24 protein-coding genes and 1 pseudogene are annotated in these 25,520 nt (G+C 42.9%); 22 read left to right on the forward strand and 3 right to left on the reverse strand.

All coding sequences use genetic code 11. The features are described 5' to 3' along the window. The 8 genes from srlA to CI597_RS06390 all read left to right on the forward strand — a co-directional run. Window positions 1-437 (forward strand): PTS glucitol/sorbitol transporter subunit IIC (gene srlA / locus CI597_RS06355; RefSeq protein WP_143266063.1); only part of this gene is annotated, 437 nt, incomplete at its 5' end. Window positions 438-455: 18 nt separating this feature from the next. Then, window positions 456-1,448, forward strand: a complete 993-nt coding sequence (srlE, locus tag CI597_RS06360) for a PTS glucitol/sorbitol transporter subunit IIB (protein WP_024729212.1) — start codon at window positions 456-458, stop codon at window positions 1,446-1,448. Between the two features lie 38 nt (window positions 1,449-1,486). Continuing rightward, a complete protein-coding gene (locus tag CI597_RS06365) occupies window positions 1,487-1,855 on the forward strand; it encodes a PTS glucitol/sorbitol transporter subunit IIA (RefSeq protein ID WP_024729213.1) in 369 nt (122 codons plus the stop codon). 41 nt (window positions 1,856-1,896) lie between these two features. Continuing rightward, window positions 1,897-3,216, forward strand: coding sequence for an NAD(P)H-dependent oxidoreductase (locus tag CI597_RS06370; protein ID WP_095142898.1), 1,320 nt, complete (start codon window positions 1,897-1,899; stop codon window positions 3,214-3,216). Between the two features lie 97 nt (window positions 3,217-3,313). Continuing rightward, window positions 3,314-4,150, forward strand: coding sequence for a class II fructose-bisphosphate aldolase (locus CI597_RS06375; RefSeq protein ID WP_024729215.1), 837 nt, complete (start codon window positions 3,314-3,316; stop codon window positions 4,148-4,150). 29 nt (window positions 4,151-4,179) lie between these two features. Then, window positions 4,180-4,701 (forward strand): YjbQ family protein, encoded by a 522-nt coding sequence (locus CI597_RS06380; RefSeq protein ID WP_024729216.1) that lies wholly within the window; start codon window positions 4,180-4,182, stop codon window positions 4,699-4,701. 11 nt (window positions 4,702-4,712) lie between these two features. Beyond that, the gene (locus CI597_RS06385) at window positions 4,713-5,408 is read left to right on the forward strand and encodes a triose-phosphate isomerase (RefSeq protein ID WP_330675580.1); all 696 of its coding nucleotides are present in this window, start codon (window positions 4,713-4,715) and stop codon (window positions 5,406-5,408) included. A 157-nt stretch (window positions 5,409-5,565) separates the two neighbouring features. Continuing rightward, window positions 5,566-6,270: a ComF family protein gene (locus CI597_RS06390; protein ID WP_024729218.1), complete on the forward strand. Its 705-nt coding sequence runs from the start codon at window positions 5,566-5,568 to the stop codon at window positions 6,268-6,270. Window positions 6,271-6,516: 246 nt separating this feature from the next. Here the strand turns inward: CI597_RS06390 and CI597_RS18110 are convergent, their stop codons facing one another. Together CI597_RS18110 and CI597_RS06400 are read right to left on the reverse strand one after the other, a co-directional pair. Beyond that, entirely contained in the window at window positions 6,517-9,888 is a 3,372-nt protein-coding gene (locus CI597_RS18110) for a leucine-rich repeat protein (protein WP_024729219.1), read from the reverse strand. A 353-nt stretch (window positions 9,889-10,241) separates the two neighbouring features. Next, window positions 10,242-10,847: a recombinase family protein gene (locus CI597_RS06400; protein ID WP_024729220.1), complete on the reverse strand. Its 606-nt coding sequence runs from the start codon at window positions 10,845-10,847 to the stop codon at window positions 10,242-10,244. Between the two features lie 85 nt (window positions 10,848-10,932). Here CI597_RS06400 and CI597_RS06405 point away from each other — a divergent pair, with 85 nt between their 5' ends. From CI597_RS06405 to rhuM, 8 genes and pseudogenes are all read left to right on the forward strand, one after another. After that, on the forward strand, window positions 10,933-11,340 hold the full coding sequence (locus tag CI597_RS06405; protein WP_024729221.1) for a YbhB/YbcL family Raf kinase inhibitor-like protein: 408 nt from the start codon (window positions 10,933-10,935) through the stop codon (window positions 11,338-11,340). Window positions 11,341-11,346: 6 nt separating this feature from the next. Next, entirely contained in the window at window positions 11,347-11,532 is a 186-nt protein-coding gene (locus tag CI597_RS19365) for an aromatic acid exporter family protein (RefSeq protein WP_235824565.1), read from the forward strand. A gap of 436 nt (window positions 11,533-11,968) precedes the next feature. Continuing rightward, window positions 11,969-13,021 (forward strand): A/G-specific adenine glycosylase, encoded by a 1,053-nt coding sequence (mutY, locus tag CI597_RS06415; protein ID WP_024729222.1) that lies wholly within the window; start codon window positions 11,969-11,971, stop codon window positions 13,019-13,021. Window positions 13,022-13,071: 50 nt separating this feature from the next. Next, window positions 13,072-13,887 carry a MetQ/NlpA family ABC transporter substrate-binding protein gene (locus CI597_RS06420; RefSeq protein WP_024729223.1) on the forward strand — a complete coding sequence of 272 codons (816 nt, stop codon included), beginning with the start codon at window positions 13,072-13,074 and terminating at the stop codon, window positions 13,885-13,887. Window positions 13,888-13,926: 39 nt separating this feature from the next. Then, a complete protein-coding gene (locus CI597_RS06425) occupies window positions 13,927-14,724 on the forward strand; it encodes a basic amino acid ABC transporter substrate-binding protein (RefSeq protein WP_024729224.1) in 798 nt (265 codons plus the stop codon). Between the two features lie 25 nt (window positions 14,725-14,749). Further along, a complete protein-coding gene (locus CI597_RS06430) occupies window positions 14,750-15,427 on the forward strand; it encodes an amino acid ABC transporter permease (RefSeq protein ID WP_024729225.1) in 678 nt (225 codons plus the stop codon). Further along, entirely contained in the window at window positions 15,414-16,136 is a 723-nt protein-coding gene (locus CI597_RS06435; RefSeq protein ID WP_024729226.1) for an amino acid ABC transporter ATP-binding protein, read from the forward strand. The genes CI597_RS06430 and CI597_RS06435 overlap by 14 nt, the downstream gene beginning before the upstream one ends. A gap of 259 nt (window positions 16,137-16,395) precedes the next feature. Continuing rightward, window positions 16,396-16,578 (forward strand): annotated as a pseudogene (rhuM, locus tag CI597_RS19370) (RhuM family protein); the annotation flags it as partial. 79 nt (window positions 16,579-16,657) lie between these two features. Here rhuM and gdhA read toward each other — a convergent pair. Further along, complete coding sequence (gdhA, locus tag CI597_RS06445) at window positions 16,658-17,992, reverse strand: NADP-specific glutamate dehydrogenase (protein WP_024729227.1); 1,335 nt, start codon at window positions 17,990-17,992, stop codon at window positions 16,658-16,660. A 236-nt stretch (window positions 17,993-18,228) separates the two neighbouring features. On the opposite strand from gdhA, the gene CI597_RS06450 reads away from it, so the two are divergent. From CI597_RS06450 to CI597_RS06475, 6 genes are all read left to right on the forward strand, one after another. After that, the gene (locus tag CI597_RS06450) at window positions 18,229-18,969 is read left to right on the forward strand and encodes a glycosyltransferase (protein WP_024729228.1); all 741 of its coding nucleotides are present in this window, start codon (window positions 18,229-18,231) and stop codon (window positions 18,967-18,969) included. Then, window positions 18,944-21,502 (forward strand): YfhO family protein, encoded by a 2,559-nt coding sequence (locus tag CI597_RS06455; protein ID WP_024729229.1) that lies wholly within the window; start codon window positions 18,944-18,946, stop codon window positions 21,500-21,502. Before CI597_RS06450 ends, CI597_RS06455 begins: the two co-directional genes overlap by 26 nt. Before the next feature lie 244 nt (window positions 21,503-21,746). Then, entirely contained in the window at window positions 21,747-22,622 is an 876-nt protein-coding gene (locus CI597_RS06460; protein WP_024729230.1) for a DUF1002 domain-containing protein, read from the forward strand. Window positions 22,623-22,685: 63 nt separating this feature from the next. After that, complete coding sequence (locus CI597_RS06465; protein WP_024729231.1) at window positions 22,686-22,952, forward strand: pro-sigmaK processing inhibitor BofA family protein; 267 nt, start codon at window positions 22,686-22,688, stop codon at window positions 22,950-22,952. Window positions 22,953-23,160: 208 nt separating this feature from the next. After that, on the forward strand, window positions 23,161-25,236 hold the full coding sequence (locus tag CI597_RS06470) for a BglG family transcription antiterminator (protein WP_235824566.1): 2,076 nt from the start codon (window positions 23,161-23,163) through the stop codon (window positions 25,234-25,236). Next, complete coding sequence (locus tag CI597_RS06475) at window positions 25,230-25,505, forward strand: PTS sugar transporter subunit IIB (RefSeq protein ID WP_024729233.1); 276 nt, start codon at window positions 25,230-25,232, stop codon at window positions 25,503-25,505. Before CI597_RS06470 ends, CI597_RS06475 begins: the two co-directional genes overlap by 7 nt. Window positions 25,506-25,520 lie beyond the last annotated feature (15 nt).

Below are 25,520 nucleotides of genomic sequence, written 5' to 3' on the forward strand. Positions count from 1 at the left end.
TCATCCCGCTGGTTGTCTGCCTGATGACAGCCGTTAACTCAGTGATCAAGCTGATCGGAGAGGAGAGGGTGGAACGCTTCGCACAGAAGCTGACCAGATTTGCAGTACTTCGCTATACACTGCTTCCGATCATCGCGGTGCTCTTCTTGGGAAACCCGATGTGCTATACCTTCGGACGTTTCGTAGATGAAAAATATAAACCTGCTTATTATGACTCCTGTGTAAGTTTTGTACATCCTGTTACCGGACTTTTTCCACATGCAAACCCCGGCGAACTGTTCGTATACACCGGTATCTCAGCCGGTATCACGAAGCTCGGCCTGTCTATCGGAGGACTTGCCGTGAGATACTTTATCGTCGGTGTGATCGTTATTCTGATCCGCGGATTGCTGACAGAGCAGATCTACTTCAGAATGACCGGAAAAGCAAGCAAGTAACGGAAAGGGGGATCCAGTATGTATAAAACAATTACAATCAAGGCCGGAGACGGCGGATGGGGTGGACCATTAACAATCACCGCAACTGAAAAATGCCACAAGATCTTAAGTGTAACCGGCGGAGGAATCCACCCGGTAGCTCAGAAGATCGCAGATATGACCGGCGGAGAAGCGTTAGACGGATTTAAGACAACGGCGCCGGACGAAGAAGTGCTGGTAGCGGTAGTAGACTGCGGAGGAACCGCAAGATGCGGCGTTTATCCGAAAAAAGGTATCTTTACCGTCAACCTGATGCCGGTAGGGCAGGCAGGACCGCTCGCACAGTTTATCACTCCCGAGATTTACGTCTCTGCAGTAACAGAGAAAAATATCTTTGAATCTGATTATAAAGGAGACGCAGCTTCGACAAAACCGGCTGCAGCAGATGAACCGAAAAGCAAAGACCGGGCGAAAGAAGAGATCGCCGCTGCAAACAGCGGCAAAAAAGAAGGAATCATCGTCAAGATCGGAAAAGGCGTTGGAAACGTAGTCAGCAAGTTTTTCCAGGCCGGCCGTGAGACCATCGAGATGATCATCAAAAACGTGCTTCCATTCATGGCATTTACAAGTACCCTTCTGGGTATCATCAGTGCCAGCGGACTTGGAAATGTCATCGCAAAGACGATCTCCCCACTGTGCAGTACCCTGCCTGGAATGCTTGGTATCTCTTTCGTGTGTGCCCTGCCGTTCTTATCCCCGATTTTGGGGCCTGGAGCCGTTATCGCACAGGTAGTCGGAACTCTTTTGGGAGCACAGTTTGCTCTTGGAAACATCCCGCCGCAGTATGCACTGCCGGCATTGTTTGCTATCGATGCACAGGTTGGTGCCGACTTCGTACCGGTTGGACTGAGTCTCGGAGAATCAGAACCGCAGACCATTGAGATGGGTGTTCCGGCAGTGCTGTTCTCAAGGATCGTAACCGGACCTTTGGCCGTATTGATCGCATTTGCATTCAGTATTGGAATGTATTAAGAAATATAGAACCAAAAATGGAGGGTAGAGACGAACATATGAAATATCAGTCAACCATCACAGGCTTAGGGCCGGACGCATTAGCGTTTCTCTCGGATGCCGATATGAACTTTATCATTATCTTTAATGAAGATGCTCCGCCGGAACTTGCTGAACTGTCAGTTTTACATACAAAGGCGGAACTTACAGAAGAACCTGCGGCAGGAGATACCATGACGATCTGCGGCAAAGATTTTAAGATCAGCGCTGTGGGCAGTGAAGCACCGCATACCTTAAAGGAACTTGGACATTGTACATTAAGCTTTAAGGGCGGAACCGAGGCAGAACGCCCGGGATGCATTATGCTGGAAGGCAATGCACTGCTGCCGGAGGACTTGAAAGCCGGCGGCACAATTGAAATCAGGTAACAATCTAACAATCATACATAGAATTTAAGGAGATTGATGTTATGTTAAACATGGACCAAAAACTTATCAAAAGACAGGAAGATGGACAGATTATTAAAACCGGTATCGTAGGAGCCGGCCAGATGGGACGCGGAATGGTAACCCAGATGGTTTTGATGAACGGTATGATGCCGGCCATCGTTTCCGACATTAAAGTAGAAAACGCAGTCAATGCATTCAAATATGCAGGTGTAAAAGATGATGATATTGCAGTGGCAAAAACTCTTGCTGATGCAAACGCAGCTATGGAAGCAGGGAAATATGTAGCTTGTGAAGATGCAAACTTCGTATCCCAGGCGAACTTAGTAGAGTGTGCCATCGACGCAACTGGAGTGCCGGATGTAGGTGCAAAAGTCGCAACTGACGCAATGAAGAACAAAAAGCATGTGGTTATGCTGAACGTTGAGACTGACGTAGTCATCGGACCTTACTTAAAGAAGATGGCAGAAAAAGAAGGGGTTATCTATACAGGTTCCGCAGGAGATGAGCCGGGAGCTGTCATGGAACTTTACAGCTTTGCGAAAGCCATGGGAATGAATGTAGAAGTCATGGGTAAAGGAAAGAACAATAAACTGGACTATGACTGTAACCCGGATACCGTATTAGAAGAAGCAACCAGAAGAGTCATGAGCCCCAAGATGCTCTGCGCATTCAAAGACGGAACAAAGACGATGGTAGAGATGACCGCAATGTCCAACTACACAGGACTGGTACCGGATGTGATCGGAGGACACGGACCACAGACTTCTCCGGGAACCGAAGGCATCAAAGAGTTAAATGATATCCTGAAGCTTAAAAAAGACGGCGGAATCTTAAACAAACATGGAGTTGTAGAGTATGTAAACGGAGTTGCTCCTGGAGTGTTCGTAACCGTATCCACACCGAACGAAGAGATCGCATACCAGATGGCATACCACAGCATGGGACCTGGACCGCTCTGGACCTTATACCGTCCATACCACTTATGTAACTTAGAGACACCGCTTACGGTAGCGAAAGCAGTTATCGACGGAGAAGTGACCTGTGTACCGATCGACGGATTAGTATCAGAGTGTATCACAAGAGCGAAGATCGACCTGAAAGCAGGCCAGACTATCGACGGAATCGGAGGATTCACAACACACGGATCTATCGCGGAAGCAAAAGAATCTGATGCGAAGGGATACGTACCGTTTGGACTTGTGACAAACAAGGCAGTGATGAAGAGAGATGTGAAGAAGGGTGAACTTTTGACATACGATGATGTGGAATTAGATAAGTCTACGCTGATCTACCAGCTGAGAAAAGAGCAGGACGCAATGTACGGAAGAAACGTTTTATAGTTTAACAGCTAGGAACAGAAAGAAGATGTCCCGGAGGTCTGTGTTCGTTTGACGGACCTGACCTTTGAGACATTCTCAATTAAGGAGGAAAGAGAAGATGCTTGTAACTTCAAAGGAACTGTTTAAAAAAGCGCAGGAAGGGAAATTCGCGATCCCTGCACCAAACTTTATTGATCTTGAGTCTCTCCGCTGGCATGTGGAAACAGCCGAAAGACATAATCTCCCGCTGATCCTTGCACTGGCTGAGGCACATATCGGAGAAAACATTACATTAGAAGACGCTGCTTTGGTAGGAAAGAAATATGCCGAGGAAGCAAAAGTACCGGTTGTACTTCATCTTGATCACGGAACTACACCGGAAGTGATCAAAAAGGCAATCGATCTTGGATTTTCATCTGTCATGATTGACGCTTCACAGGATACTTTTGAAGAAAATGTAAGAAAAACTAAGGAAATCATTGACTATGCACATCCAAAAGGAGTGGTAGTTGAAGCAGAGATTGGTCATGTAGGAGCCGGTGAAAACTATGAGAACCATGAGACATCAGATTCTCAGTATACAACGGTAGAAGAGGCAAAGAAGTTTGCCGAGGAGACAGGCGTGGATTCACTTGCAATCTCCATCGGTACAGCACATGGAATGTACAAAGGCATTCCGGAAATTAATTTTGACAGACTGAAAGAAATCGCCGCGGCTGTTGACACTCCGCTTGTCCTTCACGGAGGATCTTCTTCAGGAGATGAAAACTTAAACCGCTGTGCAACAAATGGAATTACGAAAATCAATATCTTCTCTGACCTGTTAGTGGCGGCAAAAGAGGAGATTGACAATAATAAACCGGAAACGTATCTGGATGTAAAGGCATTGTCAAAACAGGGAATGCAGAAATGTCTGGAACACTATTATGCAGTATTTGAAACAAGGGAAGCTTAATTTCCAAGCTGTAAGGAGGAAAATCAATTATGACCGTATATAAAGAACAAATCAGCCTGAACTCTCATGGCACGACACCGACTTACCTGGATATCACCCCTCAGGTAAAGGAAGCAATCAAAAACAGCGGGATCAAGAGCGGAACCTGCACCGTCATCTCACCTCATACAACCTGTTCTGTTTTCTTTGAAGAATTTGTACACGATTACAATGAGGCAGGAGATGAGTTCCTTCAGGAAGACTTAAACAATGTACTTGAAAAGATTATTCCGAACCAGGATTCTAAAGAGCTCTACATTTATCCGGGAGAAAAACATTATGAGGCCGTGGAGGCATGGCCGAACGCTGCAGAATATCTTCCGGACGGGGACAGAAAAGCCCTCTGGAACTGTGATGCTCATCTGAAGGCTACTATGCTCGGCTCCAGCCAGGTATTTGACGTAGAAGACGGAAAATTAGGCGTCGGTTCCACCGGATATGTTTACTTTGTAGACTTTGACCGCACACGTGCCCGCACAAGAAAATGCAAGATCATTGTAATGGGTGAATAAGAAGGGATGGCATGAGCATGAAGAAAGAATTGAGAGTACCATTTTTAATTGTCAATCCGAAAGCATATATTTATGGAGAAGAATCCTTAGAGCTTGCAAAAGTCTGTGACCAGCTTGCTGAGGAATATGACATTGATATTATTTTTACAGGACAGCATGTGGACTTAAAACAGATCGCACAGGAGACGAAGAACCTGATCGTTACAACACAGCATATGGACGGATTAGTTCCGGGAAGAGGAATGGGATTCATCCTTCCGGATGCGCTGAAAGCAGCCGGAGTGGACGGTGTGATCTTAAACCACGCAGAGCATCCGCTTTCTATGTGTGACCTGGATAAGACCATCAAACGTGCAAATGAACTGGATATGATCACGATTGTGTGCTCAGATTCAGTGGAACAGACAAGGGCGGTTGCAGAGCTTGGACCTGATGTTATGATCTGTGAACCTACCAGCCTGATCGGAACAGGAAGCACAAGTGATGACGCATACATAGAAGCTACAAATGAAGCAGTGAAGTCAGTAAATCCTGATATCAAGATCATTCAGGCTGCCGGAGTCAGCACAGGGGATGACGTATACAGAGTCGTAGTGGGTGGAGCTCACGGAAGCGGCGGAACAAGCGGAATCCTGAATGCTCCTAGCAGAAAAGGAAAGATTGAAGAAATGCTTCAGGCGCTTGTAAAGGCGAAAAAAGAAATCTAAGAATCAAATATAATACCATCATGAATAAATCCTCAGAAAAGTTCCGTATCCTGAAAAGATACGGGACTTTTTTGAGCATGCAAGGAATTGTTTTTTTATAAGATTTGCGGTATGATCCATATATAAGGAATCGTCCTGCTTTCGGAAAGGATTTTTTATGTTATCTTTATTCCTGTCTTGCTTATTTCCGAGGCGCTGCCCGATCTGTCAACATATCTTAAAAAACCAGCAAAGTCTTATTTGTCCAAAATGCTGTCAGAGAGTCGTCTTTGTGCAGGAGCCGGCCTGTTTTTGCTGTGGAAAACCGCTTGAAAAAGACGAAACGGAATACTGCAGTGACTGCAGAAAGCATCCGAAGACATTTCAAAAAGGGATGGCACTGTGCGTATACAATGATGAAGTGAGGGATTCCCTTGCGGCGATCAAATATCAAAATCATAAGGAGTATGCAGACTTTTATATTATGGAAATAAAAAAGAGGAAATTAAAGCGGCTGAGAGATTTGGGAATTGATCTGATACTGCCTGTTCCGCTCCACAAGAGAAAAAAGAGACAGCGGGGATTTAACCAGGCGATGCTGTTTGCAGAAGGCATTGGAGAAATGCTCCATGTACCGGTCAGGGACTGCGTGCTGTTTAGAACCAAATATACAAAGCCTCTGAAGTCGTTAAATCCAAGGGAGCGTCTGGTATCTATGGAACACAGTTTCTGGGCTTCGGATGAGGTGAAAGGAAAGAGAATCCTCTTGGTAGATGATATTTATACCACAGGGGCCACTGCGGAAAGCTGTACGAGAGCTTTGAAAGCGGCAGGTGCAGAAAATGTGTGGGTGTTTTGTGTGGCAATCGGATATGGAATATAAAGGGCTAAAGCAGACGATATAAATCCTGATTGGATTCTATGATCCAGTCTATGTGAGCCACGCAGATTGCTATTTTTAATATCCTTATAGATACTATATATTTAAGTAGTTTTATGATTTAAAAATCACTCATTTTACCACAATGGACTTTCACTATAGAATACGGGCATGTCCGTCATACTGAAATAAAGCTCGTACAAAACATATAGTCTGTACGAGCCGATTAAAGCCCTCCCACAACGGTTATCAGCTTTTACGTGATTTCCTTACCGCAAATGAGCCAGCAAGCAGACCAAGAGAAACTATCATCAGCGCAAGCCATGCCGTTATATTGGCGGTATCGCCAGTCTCAGGGTTGTCAGATGCTGTCAGCTTATCCGTATTTGCTGGTTTCTTATCTGTATCAGTGCCAGTTGGCTTCTTGTTGGTGTCCGTTGCTGGCTTTTGTGTTTCTTTTTCCTTGATGGTAACAGTAATCGCCTTTGTGACGGAAGCTCCCTGACTATCTGTTGCCTTGTAAATTACTTTGTATGTTCCAGCTTTTGAAGTATCTACGTTATTGCTAATAACCTCAATGCTCTTTGTAATATCTCCGTCCTCTTTGTCTGTAGCCGTAACGTTCGCCTTTGCGTCGAATTTATCACCAATGGTTAAAACTACATCATTTGCTTTGATGGTAGGAATGCCATTCCATTTTGCATATAAAGTAATATCTTGCGTAATCGGTGTCTTAAAATCAAATACCTTTGTACATTCTTTATTCGTATACCACCCAACAAAGCGATAACCTTCTCGAGTTGTTTCAGGTTCACTAATTTCCTTGTTGTATTCAGCATTTGTTTCGTTTACTTTAGAACCGCCATTTGTATCAAAGATTACCTGATGAATCGGGCATACTATACTTTCCCCATTAACAACCTCATAATGATCGTTATCATCTGGTGTAAATGTCCATTTATAGGCAGTTCCAGCCTGTACCGTTTGAGTTCCATTTTCCCACGTAAATGTTCCAGTGACTGTTTTTCCAATCTTATTTTTCATTGTTCCACTGAGTTGAACATCTGACAATGTCTTTCCACTTTCAATGAAATTAAATGTAGGATATCCTTTTGGACTACCCTTAATAATTCTATAACGACGTGATACATAACAATAAGTCTTTGTATAGTTATTATATCCATTCACAACGAATGAGTAGACACCTAATTCTTTTGGAGCGATTGCTTTTAAAGCATCTGTAGTCAGTTCCGTATTTTTAACTTTAGTTAAGTGTGTACCACTAAAGGCTGTTCCCTCCTCAACTGCATGAAAATGAGCAGTAAATTGTGTGATCGTGTTAGTAGTGGTTTCACCCTTGGTATATAAGGTAGTTAAATCTCTCGTAGTAGGAACAATGCCTTCACCAGTATATTCATACTCTTGACGCTCATCAAAGGTGTCTAATGGGTTCTCATCTCCCTCAAGATACATATCTACCTCAACCATACCCTTTTCATAACAAGTGACATATAATATAATTGTATCTTCTGGTTTCCAATTCGTACCAACAGTAGTGAAACGATAGTTTGGATTCTTTAGTTGCATTTTTACACGAATACTATGAGGATTCCCCTTTTCATCAACAGTTGGATGAGTTGGTAAAGTATCAGTAGTAATTTGGTTATCACTAACATCATTTACATAGGTATATTCCACATCGCCGTCTGCTCCCATACCAGGTTTAAGTGTAATCTTTGACTTAGAAGTATCTGCTTCATAAGTACCAGATTCTCCATGTTTCTCTTTTACCGGATAGAATCCTAAAATATCACTAATCTTAGGTGCTGTCCCATCTTCATTTAATGAATATACAATATATGGCCGACCGTCTTCTGTTTCATCTGGTGAACCATAGATAATTCTCATAGGAGTTACTTCTATATTGACCGTTAGGGTTCCAGTACTGCCATGGTCATCTGTAGCAGTGGCAGTGATGGTAGTTTTACCAACCTTATTTGCCTTTAGCTTTTTACCCTCAATAGAGACAATGGTTCTATCGCTGGATTCCCAGTTGGAAAGAGTGACATCAGCAATGGTCGGAAGCGCCTTAGTAGAGCCATACTCCATGGAAACATCATCCGTTTTCAGTTCGATCCACTTGGCGTAGTAGGTTTCGCCTGTTGTTGGCATGGTAACTTTATCGCCCCAATCGTTGTTTGTGCCGTCTTTGGTGTACCAGCCCTTAAAGATGCTACCCGATTTAGAAGGGACGGCCAGCTTTCCTTGTTCAAATACTGTATCGTCAGCAAAAGTACCGCCATTGGTAACCGCAAGAGCAGTTTTAGTTGTATCAAAGCCATTTGATGTCGAATCTAAATTACCAGAATTCTGTAGCATTAATGCAATTAAAGATTTATTGCCCAAATAAATCACGCTGTTCGACGACATTCCTTTAAATATCTGATTATTGGCATTTATTCCTTGAGGAATATTCTTTACTGACGACGGGATGTAGGCAGCTACCAGTGAAGAAGCTCCGTAAAACGCTTTAGAACCGAATGTAGTGAGTTGATTGGGCAGTATCACTTTTTCTAAACTTGAACATCCTTCAAATGCTGAGTTCTCAATTTGAATAACAGAATCAGGAATAAAAAGAGAAGACAGTTTCGAACAGTTTTTAAATGTATCTTTGTTTATTTTTATAAAGTTTGAATTATCAGGAAGCGCAATCTTTGTAAGGTCGCTGCAGTTCATAAAAGCCTGAGCTCCTATCGTTGTTATCGTATTTGGCAACTGTATTTCTTTTAACGACTTACACTCCTGAAATGCTGAAGTCCCGATTTCAGTAATAGCTCCCTTGAAAACTATCTCCTCAATATTTGTTTTGCCAAAGGCATAGGTGGGAATCGAAGTAACCCTACTCGGAACAGAAAGACTTCCTGACAAAGAACTATTATAAAAAGCTTGTTCTTCAATAGTTTCTAAATTTTCAGGAAGATTAATTGAAGCAATAGCAGAGCCATAAAAAGAATCCTTACCTATCCTAAGAAGTGAAGAAGGCAAACTTACTAGTTTCAGATTTTTATAGTTTTTGAAAGACTTCGCTCCTACAGATGTAACTCCACTTTCAATTACAACTTTTTCAATTTGGTTAGAATAGGCATCCCACTCTGGTGCACCGCTGTTGATATTATTAGGATATCCAGTATACGCATCTCCCATAGGACCAGAACCAGAAATAATAAGAGTATACATGTTTTCGCTTGAAGTAGATGAGTCAAGTCTCCACGTCACAGTATTCGTATATCCATTTATAGAATATGGTCCACAATTTCCGCGTATAGTATCATTGGACTGTGGTGTAATCTCTGCTTCTGGTTCAGTTTCCGCAATACTACGGTTCATTATTTCAGAACTGCTCTCTGTTTTTGTGTTCACATCATCTTCGCCCGTTGTGTCTGTATTTTTGGTATCGTCCGTTGTTGCACCAGTCGTATCATCTGTCGTAGAGTCAGCTACATTTTCCTGCGCTATGGTATCATCATTTTCCTGTGCGAAAGCAAGATTAGACTGTACACCAAATAACATACATAAGACAAGCACACAGGCAAGTATGCTTTTTAATTTTTTTAGCTTCATCTTATTTATCTCCTTTTTTATTTTTCATATTTGTGGAGGTCTTGAACCAGACAGGGCAAATCCTGCATCTCCATGAGCCGTTGTTTCTCTGGTTCGCTCTCCCGATTTCTCATTATGAAAAATCTTCGTTTTGCCGTTATCTCGTTTTCCCCCCTCCCCTCAATGTAGATTTATGATATTCACATCAGGATAAATGGATTGAATGATTTGAAGTACACACGGCACAAAAAGCAGACTTTTTGTGCCGTGTGTGTTATCATTTAGTACAGGATAATTTTGGATAAAAATAGCGGTTTTAAACTTAAATCAGTACAAAAAAACAAAGTTTAGAAGTGGTGTAGAAAGTCTACTTTTTATGCCTTTTGTTGTTGGTAACGGGCTATCCACCTCGCAAACGTAGTGTGATGAGTGTTTAGTCGTCGTCCACCCTCACGCATACTGATTTCCCCAGTTTCCCACAGTTGATAAATTTCTTCAAATTGCTCTGGGAAATCATGCTTTGGTCGTCCAAATTGTACGCCTTTTTCCTTTGCGATACGTATTCCTTCCGCTTGCCTTTGCTTCGTATTCTCTCTTTCTATCTGGGCGACATAGGAAAGTATCTGCAATACCAAATCTGCTATGAATTTTCCTGTAACGCCATTCACTTGATTTCTGGTATCAAGCAGAGGGAAATCCAATACAATCAGTTCAATGTCTTTTACTCTTGTTAGATAACGCCATTGCTCCAGTATTTCATCATAATCACGTCCCAGACGGTCTATGGACTTAATATAAAGCTCGTCGCCTGCTTTCAGTTTCCTCACCAGCCTTTGATAATTCTTGCGTATAAAATCCTTTCCTGATTGTTTATCAATATACATCTGCTTCTTTGTCAGTCCAATTTCCTGCATGGCTTCCACCTGCCTTGCGATATTCTGGTCTTTGCTTGAAACTCGGATATATGCGTATTTCGCCATAATAAATTCCTCCTTTGTTATTATCCACAAAGGAGATTATAATCAAGGTAGTAGGATAAAAGATGAATAAATAGCAGGGGAGAGCGTGCAGACTTACAAAAAATGCACGCTGTTAAAAATCTATCCTACAATCTTCCAGTTACTATCCTTAGATAAAGACGCATATCCAGTTACAGGCTTTATCTGGGTACATTGGATTGGTGCAAATTTGACAAGGCATGAATTGAAAGAAAATGAAAGTCAAACGGCAGTTGACTTTATTCAAAGTGCAAATAGTTGGATAAGTGTACAGGGAAATCAACAATCAATAGAGTTATCAAGTTGTTATGGTGGTATGACACCACCTGATAAGTCACATACATATGAGTTGCATATTTATGCGTTAGATAAAATCCTTGATTTGAAGAACGGTTTCTTTCTCAATGAGCTGTATGAAAGTATGGAAGGACACATACTAGATGAAGCAATTCTAAAAGGAATATATGAAAAGTAAAATATTATGATTGGATTAAGAGCTATCAAAACAGTAATTTCTGTATTCCTGTGTTTTGTGATAGACGGTTTAAGGGGGGATAGTGTTTCATTTTATGCTGTCATTGCTTCAATATTATGTATGCAATCAGATATGGAAAGTACCCTTATTGTAGCCAAAATCGAGAAATCGCTACAATTATCGGAGGAATAGAGGGAATGTGCTTTTTGATAGTAGAAAGAATGTTCAGACCTATAAGTTCCGAAATTATAAGAGAATTAATTTTGTCTATTACCCTTATGCCAATTATCTATTTATCAGTGGTCTTAAAGCAACAGAAAGGAACTTTTTTAATGTGTGTCGTATTTTTGTGTGTTACAGTAACTCACAATACCGATACAAGTCCCCTAGCATTTGCTATAAATAGAATTGTTGATACATCACTTGGGATAAGTGTTTTTCTATACGGTAAAATGTTTGAAAATATAATAATTATGCGGATAATCGAAAATAAGATATAAAATTTCATTTAATACAATTTAATGTTTTGAAACCTTTCCATAAATCTCAAGGTAGAAATCTGCCTGGTTCCCTGATATAATAAAACGTCAGGATTGCTGACCATTTTATTGCTAGAAGGGACTTTGTAATGGAATTGACAAAAGAAATCGGAGAAGCACTGCTTTTCTGGTATGACCATAATGCAAGAATCCTGCCCTGGCGGGCGGACAAGAATCCATACCGCATCTGGGTTTCTGAGATTATGCTCCAGCAGACCAGAGTGGAGGCAGTGAAGCCCTATTTTGACCACTTTATGGAGGAACTGCCGGAGGTAAAGGATCTGGCAGAAGTGGATGAAGAAAAACTTATGAAACTGTGGGAGGGGCTGGGCTATTATAACCGGGCCAGAAACTTAAAAACCGCGGCTCAAACCATCGTAAAACAGTATGATGGAAAACTTCCGGATGACTATGATAAACTGCTTTCGTTAAAAGGGATCGGTATGTACACGGCGGGAGCCATCGCCTCTATCGCTTATGACATCAGAGTTCCGGCCGTTGACGGAAATGTGCTGCGTGTTATGGCAAGGCTGCTGGGAGATGATTCCGATATCCTGAAAGAAAAAACGAAAAAAGAGATGGCAGAGAAAGTCATGGAGATCATGCCGGATCAAAGGGCCGGAGATTTTAATCAGGCGCTGATCGAACTGGGGGCCATTGTCTGTGTGCCTAACGGAGAGCCGAAATGTTGTGACTGTCCATGGGACACAGTTTGTACCGCATACAGAGAGGATCTGATCGACAAGCTGCCGGTGAAGAAGCCGAAAAAGAAACGGATGATAGAAAAGAGGACCGTGTTCGTCATCGAGACGGACGGCATGGTAGCTCTTCATAAAAGAGAAGAGAAAGGTCTTTTGGCGGGACTGTGGGAATTTCCCAATATACTCGGGAAGTGCAGTCAGGATCTGGTGAAAGAAACATTGGACGGCTGGGGCATGACTGACTGTGCTTATGAATTTACGCATGAGGGGAAACATATTTTCAGCCACATTGAATGGCAGATGAGAGGAGTTTTGGTTTCTCTGAAAGAACCGGTGGAGTCAGAGGAACTTACATGGGTCAGCAAGAAGGATTTAGAAGAGGAATATGCCATTCCATCGGCATTTGAAATGTTTAGGGAGTCTTTACAATCTGCCTATTAAAGGGTACAATTACAGAAGCTATATATTATTTTAAAGTAAGGAGAGCAGCAATGAAAAAATTAATAGCAGTTGCGCTGTCTGCAGTTGTCTGTTTTGGAGTGCTGGCCGGGTGCGGCAGCTCCAAAAATGAGGACAAGACAATCGTAGTCGGTGCGAGTCCATCACCACACGCAGACATCTTGAAGGTTGCAGCAAAGGAACTGGAAAAGGACGGCTACAAGCTGGAGATCAAAGAGTATTCAGACTATGTACAGCCGAATAACGCATTGGGATCAGGAGATCTTGACGCCAACTACTTCCAGCACATCACCTATCTGAAGAATTTTGCAAAGGAACACAAGCTGGATTTGGTTTCCGCTGGAATGATCCACTATGAACCGTTCGGTATTTTCCCGGGGAAAGCAAAATCACTGAAAGATGTGAAAAAGGGTGCAGTGATCGCAGTTCCTAATGATACTACAAATGAGGCAAGAGCATTATTACTTTTGGAAGCACAGGGTCTGATCAAGCTCAAAGACGGAGCAGCCCTTACGGCAACCAAAAAAGATATTGTGAAAAATCCGAAAAATATTGAGATCAAAGAACTGGAAGCAGCACAGCTGCCGCGTTCTTTAAAGGATGTGGATTTTGCAGTCATCAACGGAAACTATGCTTTACAGGCCGGTATGACAGTAAATAAGGATGCCTTGGCAGTGGAAGACGAAGAGTCTGTGGGCGGAGCAAAGACCTACGGAAATGTCGTTGCAGTGAAGAAAGGCAATGAAGACAAAGACTCTATCAAGGCTCTGATCAAAGCACTAAAGAGCGACGCAGTAAAGAAGTATATGGAGAAAGAATACAAAGGTGCAGTCGTACCATTGTTCTAGAACCATTGCGATTAAATCAAGTTTAAGAAGGAGAAGATCATGAGAAAAATTTTAACCGTAGCACTGGCTGGTGTATTGGCAGCAACAATGCTGTTTGCAGGATGCAGCAAAAAAGAAGAGAGCAAAATACCGGAAAAGATCATTGTAGGAACCAATGCGGAATTCCCTCCGTTTGAGTACGTTGACGACAATAAAAAGGTTGACGGCTTCGACATTGCGCTTATGAAAGAAATTGCGAAGCGCATGGATAAGAAGATCGAGATACAGAATATGGAATTCAAATCTTTGATCGGTTCTATGGAGTCCAAGACCATCAACGTAGTTGCAGCGGGAATGACAAAAACAGAGGAACGCCAGAATGCAGTAGATTTCTCAGACAGTTACTATACATCCAATCAGGCTATCATCGTAAAAAAAGACAGCAAGATTACAAAACTGTCTCAGCTGGACGGAAAGAAAATCGGTGTTCAGGAAGGAACTACAGGAGACCTTATTTCATCCGGAGATAAATTCGGTGAGCCGGGAAAAGAAAAAGTTATTGTAAAGAAGGCAAAGGTAAAAAGATTTAAAAAAGGTGTAGATGCAGTCATGGATCTGAAAAACGGATCAGTGGATGCAGTTGTCATCGATGAAAAGCCTGCTCAGGAATTTGTAAAGAACAACAGCAAGAAGCTGAAATTAGTCATTGACTCTGCGGGAGCAGAATACTACTGCCTGGCACTTCCGAAAGGAAACGAAGAGTTTAAGAAAGAGATCAACAAACAGTTAAAGGCAATCAAGGAAGATGGAACTTACGATAAGCTCAAAGCAAAATACATCGATAATTCCGATAAGTAGTTTACAGGAAAGGTAAGATATTGACATGTTAGATTCATATTATCGGGCTTTTATAGCAGAGCAGCGGTACCTGATGTACCTGGACGGACTAAAAATGACTCTGCTGGTATCTCTGCTGGCGATTATCCTGGGTGTAGCGCTGGGAACCATTCTTGCACTGATGCGCATGACAGCAGAGCGGAGAGGGAAAAGTACATTATTATCTAAAATAGCATATGTATATATTGATATTATCAGAGGAACCCCTACGGTTACGCAGCTGCTGATCATGTATTTTGTAGTTCTGAAAGGGGTAGACGGACTGATCGTCGGTACGGTGACGTTCGGGCTGAACAGTGCAGCGTATGTCGCAGAAATCATCAGGGCAGGAATCCTTGCAGTAGATCATGGACAGATGGAAGGCGGACGCTCTCTGGGCCTGTCTTATGGACAAACAATGAAAGATATCATCCTTCCGCAGGCGGTAAAAAATATTCTTCCCGCATTGGGAAATGAGTTTATTGTCCTGATCAAGGAAACAGCTATATTGGGATACGTATCCATCGTTGACCTGACGAAGGTTGCGGATTTTGTTACTTCACGAACATATGAAGCGTTTGCTCCTCTGATCGGAACAGCCATTATTTATTATCTGGTTGTAAAGGTTCTCACTCTTGTATTAGGGGTTGTGGAAAGGAGGCTGAGACAGAGTGATAAACGTTAAAGATTTACACAAATATTTCGGCTCTCTGGAAGTCCTGAAAGGCATCAACTGCCACATTGAGAAGGGAGAATGTGTCTGTATCATAGGTGCGTCCGGCTCCGGAAAGAGTACATTCTTACGGTGTCTCAACCTTTTAGAGACACCTACAAAAGGTGACATTACCATTGACGGTATGAACATCATGGAGAAGGGGGTTGATGTGGATGAACTCCGCCGGAAGGTAGGCATGGTGTTTCAGCATTTTAACCTTTTTCCTCACCTGTCTATTCTTGATAATGTGACGTTAGCCCCGATTCGTCACAAGATGATGACGCCAGACGAGGCTAAGAAGAAGGCCATGGAGCTGCTAAACCGCGTAGGCGTCGGCGACAAGGCGGACAACTATCCGGTGCAGCTGTCTGGAGGACAGAAACAGCGTGTGGCCATCGCCAGATCACTGGCTCTGTCACCGGATATCATGCTGTTTGATGAGCCTACTTCAGCCCTTGACCCTGAAATGGTCGGAGAAGTTCTTGAGGTTATGAAACAGCTTGCAAAGGAAGGGATGACCATGGCGGTTGTCACCCATGAGATGGGGTTTGCAAGAGAGGTGGCTGACAGAGTCCTGTTTATGGACGGCGGAGTCATTCTGGAAGCCGGGACACCGGAACAGATTTTTGACTATCCGAAAGAAGACAGGACGAAAGAATTTTTGAGTAAGGTATTATGACATGTTCCACACGATTTCCGTTCGGTTCTTAGAATGCCTCACTCCAATCGTGTAGAAAATGGACATATTATCTGCTGGAGCAGGCTGCTTAGAAATCAAAGGTGCCACCTGCGATAGTTTTTCTAATACTAAGCTGATCTTTATACGGCAAAAGTGTTTTAAGGCAGAAAGATTAAGACGTTATTTATAAAAAACATGTTGCAAATTTCGGAGCAACATGTTTTTTCTTTAGAAAATTATTTCTGGCTGCTGGAGCTATTTACAAAATAAACTTCATTTTGCTGCACATGGGCATACTGCTGCAGAAGTGATTTATGAACGTGCCGATGCAAACAAGCCGTTTATGGGTTTAACCTCATTTTCCGGAGAGATACCAATTAAAAAAGATATTGGTATTGCTAAGAATTACCTGAGACAAGACGAACTGAAAGTACTTAAAAATCCAGAGAATAAATGAAATAAAATACCGGAAACCAGTCACAGTTCCCGGTATTTTTTAGTTGCATTAAATTGTATGTATTCTACACGATTCCCTGTGCTGTCATCGCATCAACGACTTTTTCAAATCCTGCGATATTTGCACCGGCCACATAGTTTCCTTCCATGCCGTAGCGTTTTGCCGCGTCGTCTAAGTTGTGGAAGATATTTACCATGATGTTCTGTAATTTGCCGTCCACTTCCTCGAATGACCAGCTTAAACGTTCGCTGTTCTGGGACATTTCCAGTGCAGATGTAGCAACACCGCCGGCATTGGCAGCTTTTCCTGGAGCAAATAAGATATTGTTTGCCTGAAGGTATTCTGTTGCCTCCAGGGTGGTAGGCATGTTTGCACCCTCTGCGACTGCGAAACATCCGTTTGCAGCCAATGTTTTTGCATCTTCGATATCTAATTCATTCTGAGTTGCACATGGCAGGGCAACATCACAAGGAATGGTCCATACGCCTCTTCCTTCGTGGTATTCTGCGCTTGGACGGGCCTTAGCATATTCGGTAAGGCGGGCACGCTTCACTTCTTTTACATCCTTTAATAAATCTACATCGATTCCGTCTTTGTCATAAATCCAGCCTGTGGAATCAGAGACAGTTACGACTTTGGCACCTAACTGCTGTGCTTTCTGGGCAGCGTAGATTGCAACGTTTCCGGAACCGGAAATACATATGGTGGCATCTTTGAGAGATTTGCCGTTGCATTTGAGCATTTCGTCTGTCAGATAGAGGAGTCCGTATCCGGTAGCTTCTGTACGTGCCAGAGATCCGCCGTAAGATAATCCTTTTCCTGTGAGCACACCTTCGTATACTCCGCGGATTCTTTTATACTGTCCAAACATATATCCGATCTCGCGGGCGCCCGTACCAATATCTCCGGCAGGGACGTCTGTGTCGGCACCGATATATTTACAGAGTTCCGTCATGAAGCTCTGGCAGAATGCCATAACTTCTCTGTCTGATTTTCCTTTAGGATCAAAATCAGCTCCGCCTTTTCCTCCGCCGATCGGAAGACCGGTAAGGGAATTTTTAAAGATCTGTTCAAAACCTAAGAACTTAATGATTCCAAGATTTACAGACGGATGAAGTCTCAGTCCGCCTTTGTAAGGTCCGATGGCACTGTTGAACTGAACGCGGTAACCGGTGTTTACCTGTACCTGTCCATTATCGTCTACCCAAGGCACGCGGAATTTGAACTGGCGCTCCGGATTGACAAGACGCTCTAACAGAGCCTCTTTTCTAAACTTCTCCTCATTGGCCTCTACGACTGCGCGAAGAGATTCCAGTACTTCTTTGACTGCCTGATGGAACTCCGGTTCAGCCGGATTCTGGGCAACCACTTTCTCAATTACTTCATCTACATATGACATTGTGTATCCTCCTTGAAACAATACTTCAGTATTTTGTTTTGCTTGGACTTTTATCGATAACATTATACAGGATAAAATCTCATAAGACAATAGTAAATTACTGCTTTAATGTGTTGAAGTAAGAACGGGAAATGCATGAGGAAAAGATTTCATGTTTTTTCGGGGTATGATATAATGAGCGCAGAACGCCGACGGGGAACTGCTGGGGATGCGGCGGTATAAAGAAAGGAAACATAATGAAAAATTCAGTTGTCATTGCTTATTATAATGGGAAAGAATATATAAAGGAACAGGCGGAATCGATCTTAGGACAGCTTGGAGCAGAAGATGAGCTGATCATTTCCGTGGATTCCGATCAGGACGGTTCCGGGGAACTGCTCAGGGAGATGGCTGAAAATGACGGCCGTTTAAAACTGATCAGAGGCCCGGGCCAGGGAGTGGTAAAAAATTTTCAGAACGGTCTGCTTCACTGCACGGGAGATCTGGTTTTTTTGGCCGACCAGGATGATGTCTGGCTGCCCCAAAAGGTTGAGAAAGTGACAGCCTGCTTTAAAGACCCGGATGTCACGGTGGCAGTCCACAATGCGCAGATTTCTAATGAGGGATTAAAACCTCTGGATGAGACGACATTTCAGTGGAGGGACAGCGGTCCGGGATTTTGGAAGAACATAAAAAAGAATTCCTATATAGGATGCTGTATGGCATTTCGGCGGGATATCTTAAACCGCATTCTTCCTGTTCCGGATTCCATTTGGATTCATGACCAGTGGATCGGGCTTCTCGCTGAACAGCTTGGGAACCCGGTATTTTTAGAAGACGTTCTTTTACTGTACCGCAGGCACGGCGGAAATGTTACCGAACTTACACACGGCAGTGTCATATCCATGTTAAAAAAGCGATATGATATGATTATGGGAATTAACCGTCGGATCAGGAGGTGGAAGAGAGAAGATGCCAAAAAGAAGAAATTTTTATAGACGGAATAAATATTTAATATGGGCATTCCTTGCGCCGTTTTTCATCCTCGAAGGAATTGCAGTCATAATGAAAGTAGAACCCTTTGGGAACAACTCCTTTCTGATCGTGGATGCACTGCATCAGTATCTTCCATTTTTTGCGGATTATCATGAGAAGCTCAGGTCTTTGGACAGCCTGTTTTATTCTTTTCATGGCGGCCTCGGCTTCAACTTTTTGGGGCTGTGGGCGTATTATCTTTCCAGTCCGCTGAACCTTATTATTGTACTTTTTCCGAAAGAAATGCTGAACATGGTTCTCAGTCATCTCTATATTATAAAGATTGCCCTGTGCGGGCTGAGTGCGGCATATTATTTCAGATCCAGAGATAAAAAAAGGCAGGATATGAGCATCACTGCATTTGGAATTTGTTATGCCCTGAGCAGTTATATCGTGGGGTACAGCTGGAATATCATGTGGCTGGAAGTCATGATGATGCTTCCGCTGATCCTTGCGGGCATAGACCGGCTGATAAAGAAGCGGGACGGAAGGCTTTACTGTGCTGCCCTGTTTTTCTCCCTGCTCTGTAATTTTTACATGTCTTTCATGACATGTCTGTTTCTCATACTGTGGTATTTAATGTATGACCATAAAAAAGTGAAAGACTTTTTTGTAAACGGTCTGAAATTTGCAGGATATTCTGTTTTGTCGGCAATGATGGCGGGGGCCGTCCTGCTTCCGGCATATTTGGGAATAATGAAAACCTCATCTGCAAAATGGGATTTTCCTAAAGAACTTTGGTATGGGAATTTTGCGGATCTCTACTGCCGGCATTTCCTGGGGACTGCGCCGATTACCAACTCTGTCAACGACGGGGAGATTAATCTCTACTGCGGGATATTGACACTGATCTTCGTGCTGTTCTATTTCATGGCCTCACGGATTTCTTGGAAGACAAAAATAAAACGTGCAATGCTTCTGATACTTTTGTTTTTCAGCTTTAATATGCCGTTCCTTGGCTATATATGGCACGGATTTCACAATCAGTACGGAATACCAAACCGGTTTGCATATTTATATATTTTTCTTCTGCTCATTATGGCCTATGACGGACTACTGGTCATCAAGAGGGAAGGAAGAGAACAGGCATGGAAGCTCTGTATTGCCTGCGGCATCTTCTGTATGTCAGTTGGGATCTCAGGCCTCCTGAATACAAAAGCCTTTGACCGCAAAGTTTTGGCACTGACAACGGCAGCGATTTTCGTGTATCTCCTGGTATTTGCTGTGTACGACAGAAAAACGCTGTCCAGAAAAGGGATGATTGCCATATGCTCGGTTCTGCTGGCCATAGAAACAGCCGGGATGGCAGTCTACGGCTTTTCTGAGAACGGCCAGGTGCTGGTCACTGAATATTTCGGGGATACAAAAGATATCCAGAAGGTAAAGGACAAATACAAAACAGGTCCGGACCGGCGAATGGAACTGGTCAAGGGCAAAATGCTCGATGAGAGCATCTGGCATACATTAAACGGAGTCACCATGTTTGGGTCCACGGCCCTCGGCAGTGTAGTGGATATCATGGACGACCTGGGATTTTATACGGGAATCAATGAGTACCTGTATGAGGGGGCAACCCCTTTTACCAATAATCTTCTCGGAGTGAAGTATAATTTGTTAAGGACATCGGATACGAATACCACAGAATTTCAATATCTGGACCGCATCGGCAATGTAAATGTATATGAGAACCCATATTCTACGGCGGTTGGATACGGTATGAAAGAGTCAGCGTACAAATGGAAGTATGACGACGTTAATCCGTTCCTCGTACAGAACAGACTGTCCGGTGATGCGTTCGGGGGAAATGATATTTTTCACATGATCAAGACAGAACAGCCAAAAACCAACGCCTGCAAGATTACTCAGAGCAATGATGGGGAGTATGTCTTTGAAAATACCGCAAGTCTTTCCGACAACATGGTATTTGAGATCCCGGTCACAGAAGACGGAAAGCTTTATTTTCATTTCGACGGAAGCCAGGTGGAAGATACCGCCATTTACCGCAACAATGAGATATATATAAGCGGCAGGCTGAATGCACAGTGCATTTATCTGGGAGATTTAAAAAAGGGTGATCGTATCACTGTGAACATGAAACTGAAAGAAGATGACCTTATGTCGGGCGTGGTGAGAGTCACTCTGGCATCTTTAGACGAGGATTCCATGAAAGACCTGTACGGGAAAATGCAGGAACAGGCATTTCATCTGAGAGAGTCTTCAAGCGGCATGCTGAAAGGCTCTGTAAATATGTCAGAGGCAGGACCGGTATTTTTCTCAATCCCGTATGATAAGGGCTGGAAGGTTCTTGTGGACGGAAAAGAGACAGATGCAAAGTCAATCGGAAATGCATTTCTATGTGTGGATGTGTCTGGAGGAAAGCATGAGATTGAGCTTAAATACTGTCCTGAAGGATTTAAAGAAGGGGTCATTTTAACAGCCCTGGGATGGATTGTGTTTGCAGTGATCTGCATCAGGAAACGAAAAAAATCCGCCTAGACGGAGAGGAGGCCGGGAACCGTAAAGCTCCCGGCCGGTTATGAAAAAATTTTAAAAGCCTAGCAATCAAATTTGTTTAATTACTATGATTTTAGTATAAGCGGAAAATGTGAGCGGAATTTGATAAGATTATGAACAAACTGTGAACAAAAGTGTAAGAAAAAAATAAGCTTTTTATTGCTATTTATAAGGGACCGATATGTTAAACTAAACAGGTAAGAATAATTTACGGAGGAAAATTAAGATGGGAAAAAGAAAAGTTTTATTCAGGGCGGCAGCTCTGGCTTTGGCTGCGGTCATGACATTTTCATGGGGGCCGTCTAAGTTTGTTAAAGCGGACAGTATAGACAGCGATCAGTATCTGGCATTAGGGGCAGATCTCAGTTCAAAAGAAAAACAGACAGTACTGGAACTGCTCGGTGTGAGCGACACAAGCAGTTATACGTTGATTACAGTTACAAATAAAGAGGAACATGAATATCTGGGCGATTATCTTTCAAGCAAGGTCATAGGCAGCAGGGCGTTATCGTCTGTCACAGTCAAAAAGACCGACGGCGGAAGCGGTGTCAATGTTACCACAGAAAATATTACATACTGTACGGAAGGGATGTATAAGAATGCCCTTGTCACTGCGGGGATTAAAGACGCAGAGGTGAAGGTGGCCGGGCCGTTTAAAATATCCGGAACAGCGGCACTGGTGGGCGTCATGAAGTCCTATGAGGAAATGACCGGAAAAAAGATTCCCGAAAAGAGCAAGGATGCTGCAACTGACGAATTGATCACAACAGGTGAGGTATCTGAGAGCATCGGAAAAGAAGATGCGGAAAAACTGATCGCCGATGTAAAACAGAAGGTTGCTGAGGACAGTTTAAAGACTCCGGCAGAAATCGGAAAAGCCATCGATGAGTCTGCAAAGGATTTGGAAATCAATCTTTCCGATGCAGACCGCCAGAAGATTCAGGAGCTGATGGATAAGATATCAGACCTTAATTTAAATGTGGATCAGCTGAAGGAACAGGCAAAAGATATTTATAACAAACTCAACGACAGCGGATTTTTTGATAAGGTGAAAAGCTGGTTTTCAGGATTCGTAGATACCATTAAAGGAATTTTCAGCTAATCATAGAAAAGTGGATTAACCCTCTTTATGTCTACATATATTGGACATAAGGAGGGATTTTTTATGGATCAGAATCAGATGCTTTTATACATAATGGTGGTGGGCTGCGGCCTCTGTGTGCTTTACGGAATCTTAAAGAGGCCGTCCTACCTCCTGGTCTTGCTGGCGAGAGGAGGGTTCTGCTCGGCTCTTGTATTTTTTATCCACATCTATTGTCAGAAAAATGGAATTCATGCACCTGTGGATTTAAACATAGCTTCCATCGGAACAGGAGCACTCCTGGGCCTGCCCGGCGTCGTGGTGCTTTATGTGCTGGGATGCATCGTGTGAGTTTTTTACCACTATTTTCGTCACGCTTTGAAATGCGTTCCTCCAATAGTGATAAAAAACTATTAATCTAAGTTATATTCTATTTATTAAAAACTGCACGTTTCAGTGCAGTTTTTTGGTGTTCAGACATCTGCAGTCCATCTTGAAAATATTTGGTTTTGCACGGCCTTTCATACAATCTTATAATGGTTTTAAGGAGGGAGAAAGGGTGAATAATCGATTAAAAACTATTTTCTTGTTCTTAATACAAAATGACGATCAATACATCACGGTGAAAGATCTTTCGCGGAGATTTTCCATCAGTATGAGGACCGCTTACAATGACTTGAATCAGATCAGCGACTTTCTTTGTGAAAACGGTTTTATTAATCTGGACAGAGAAAAAAGCAAAGGAATTATACTGCGTTTGGACAATCAAGAAAAAAGGAGACTTCAGAAAATGATCTGGAGCGGGGAGGACCAAAATATTTCTCCCAGGGAGCGGAGCATTAAGATCACTCGTTACCTTTTAGAATCTCTTGATTATATTACCATCGATGAGATTTCCAATCACTTTCAATATTCAAGGAATACGATCGTCAATGACTTGAAAAAAGTAAAGAGCTGGATGGGCAGACATGAGCTTAAACTGGTAACTTATCCATACAGGGGGATCTGCATTGAAGGGGAAGAACATTCCGTAAGAGCTGCGTGGACTGCGTGCCTTACAGAAGAAAGACAGGGGAAAAATCTGATCAATGAGCTGAATTTATGGGGCACCATCATAGGAAAAGACGAAGCGGTAAAGCTGATCCAAACCGTCTCTGACCTGGAAGAAGAACTTCACACAAGGCTGTCCGATGAAGCTTACGGCCGGATTGTCTTTTCTCTCGGATTTTCTGTATATAGGATTCGAAATGGCAGAGAAATAGAGGAAGACTTCCTCTATCCAGGCCTGGAGGAATCAAATGAATTTCAGATCATTGCAAGAAGGGGAAGGGGACTTGAGAAAAAATTCGGTGTTTATTTTTCAGAAAAGGAAAAGGCATATCTTTCATCACTTTTTATAGCAAGCAGCCTGCAGGATGAAAAGAATTTCGGCAAGATTGTGAACCAGTGGCTGCCTCTTCAGATCATAGTCAGAAAATTGATCAAAGCCATGGAAGCAGAACTTGATGCAGAACTGATGCAGGACCGGCAGCTGTTTTATGGGCTGCTGGCACATTTGAGGCCTGCGTATTACAGAATCCTCTGCGGCATGCCTGTTGACAATCCGATGTATGAGTATGTCATGGAAAATTTTAGATTCATTCATGAAAAAGTAATGGACCAGATTTGTCTGGCAGAGCAGGACCTGGGAATTTTATTTCCCGAAGAAGAGGTCTCGTTTCTGACGATCTGTTTTGCGGCAGCACTGGAGAGGCAGAAGAAGAAAAAGAAAAGGCTTCCCCGGGTTATGGTGGTATGCAGTACGGGGACAAGCACATCACAGATGCTTTTATCCCAGCTGAAAAGCAGATTTCAAATTTCCCTGCTGGGGGCTTTTCCGGCCAGAAAGGTGGATGACATTTTAAGGAGTCAGAAAGTCGATCTGATCATTTCTACGGTGGAATTAATCCGGGACAATGTAAAAATTATAAAAGTCAGTCCGGTTCTGAGTAAAAATGACATGGACCGGCTGAGCGAACAGCTCGGTTCCATCGACACAAAAATCAGCGTACATGAAATTTTGGAAATTATGAAACGTCATGGAATGATCAGGGATGAAGCAGGACTGAAAAGAGAACTGGAACAGTATTTTAAATCCGAAACCACAGAGTTAATTACGGAAGGAAAGGACAGAGATCCAATGTTGATAGAAGTGTTAAACGAAGACTTGATTGAAACAAATGCAGAAATAAAAACCAGAGATGAAGCGGTGAGGGAGAGCGGACGGCTATTATGCAGCCAGGGGTTTGCAGAGGAGAGCTATATAGATGCGATGATCCAAAATGTGAAGGAAAACGGTACCTATATCGTGATTGCACCCGGAATCGCCATGCCTCACGCAAGGCCTGAATGCGGTGCAAAAAAGATCGGGATCAGCCTTATGACATTGAAAGAGCCGGTCGTATTCGGCCATAAGGTCAATGATCCTGTGAGAATTGTCATAGGCCTTTGCGCAGTCGATCACCAGACACATCTGACAGCACTCTCGGAGCTGGTAGAGATATTAAATGACAGGGAGAAAATAGAGTTGATCTTAAAGGCCGGATCGCCCAAAGAGATTATGGATGTTGTAAAGAAAGGAGCAGCCTTATGTTAAATATAGTGACAGTGTGCGGAGCAGGAGTCGGAAGCAGCATGATGATGCGTCTGTATGCGCAGCAGAGTCTGTCGGAAGAAGGGATTGAAGCAAATGTGGAGGCGGCAGACATCGGTTCTGTCAATCCCGATACCTTTGACATTGTGATCACCACATCTGATTTTGCAGACCTTCTTCATGCTTCCAGAGCGAAAATCGTGAGGATCGATAATATGATGGACAAGTCTTATCTGAAAGAACAGCTTTTAAGAACAATAAAAGAAATATAGACAGTGATTAGAGAA

The sequence above is a fragment of the Anaerostipes hominis (ex Lee et al. 2021) genome (genome assembly GCF_002270485.1).
Taxonomy (GTDB): Bacteria; Bacillota; Clostridia; order Lachnospirales; family Lachnospiraceae; genus Anaerostipes; species Anaerostipes hominis.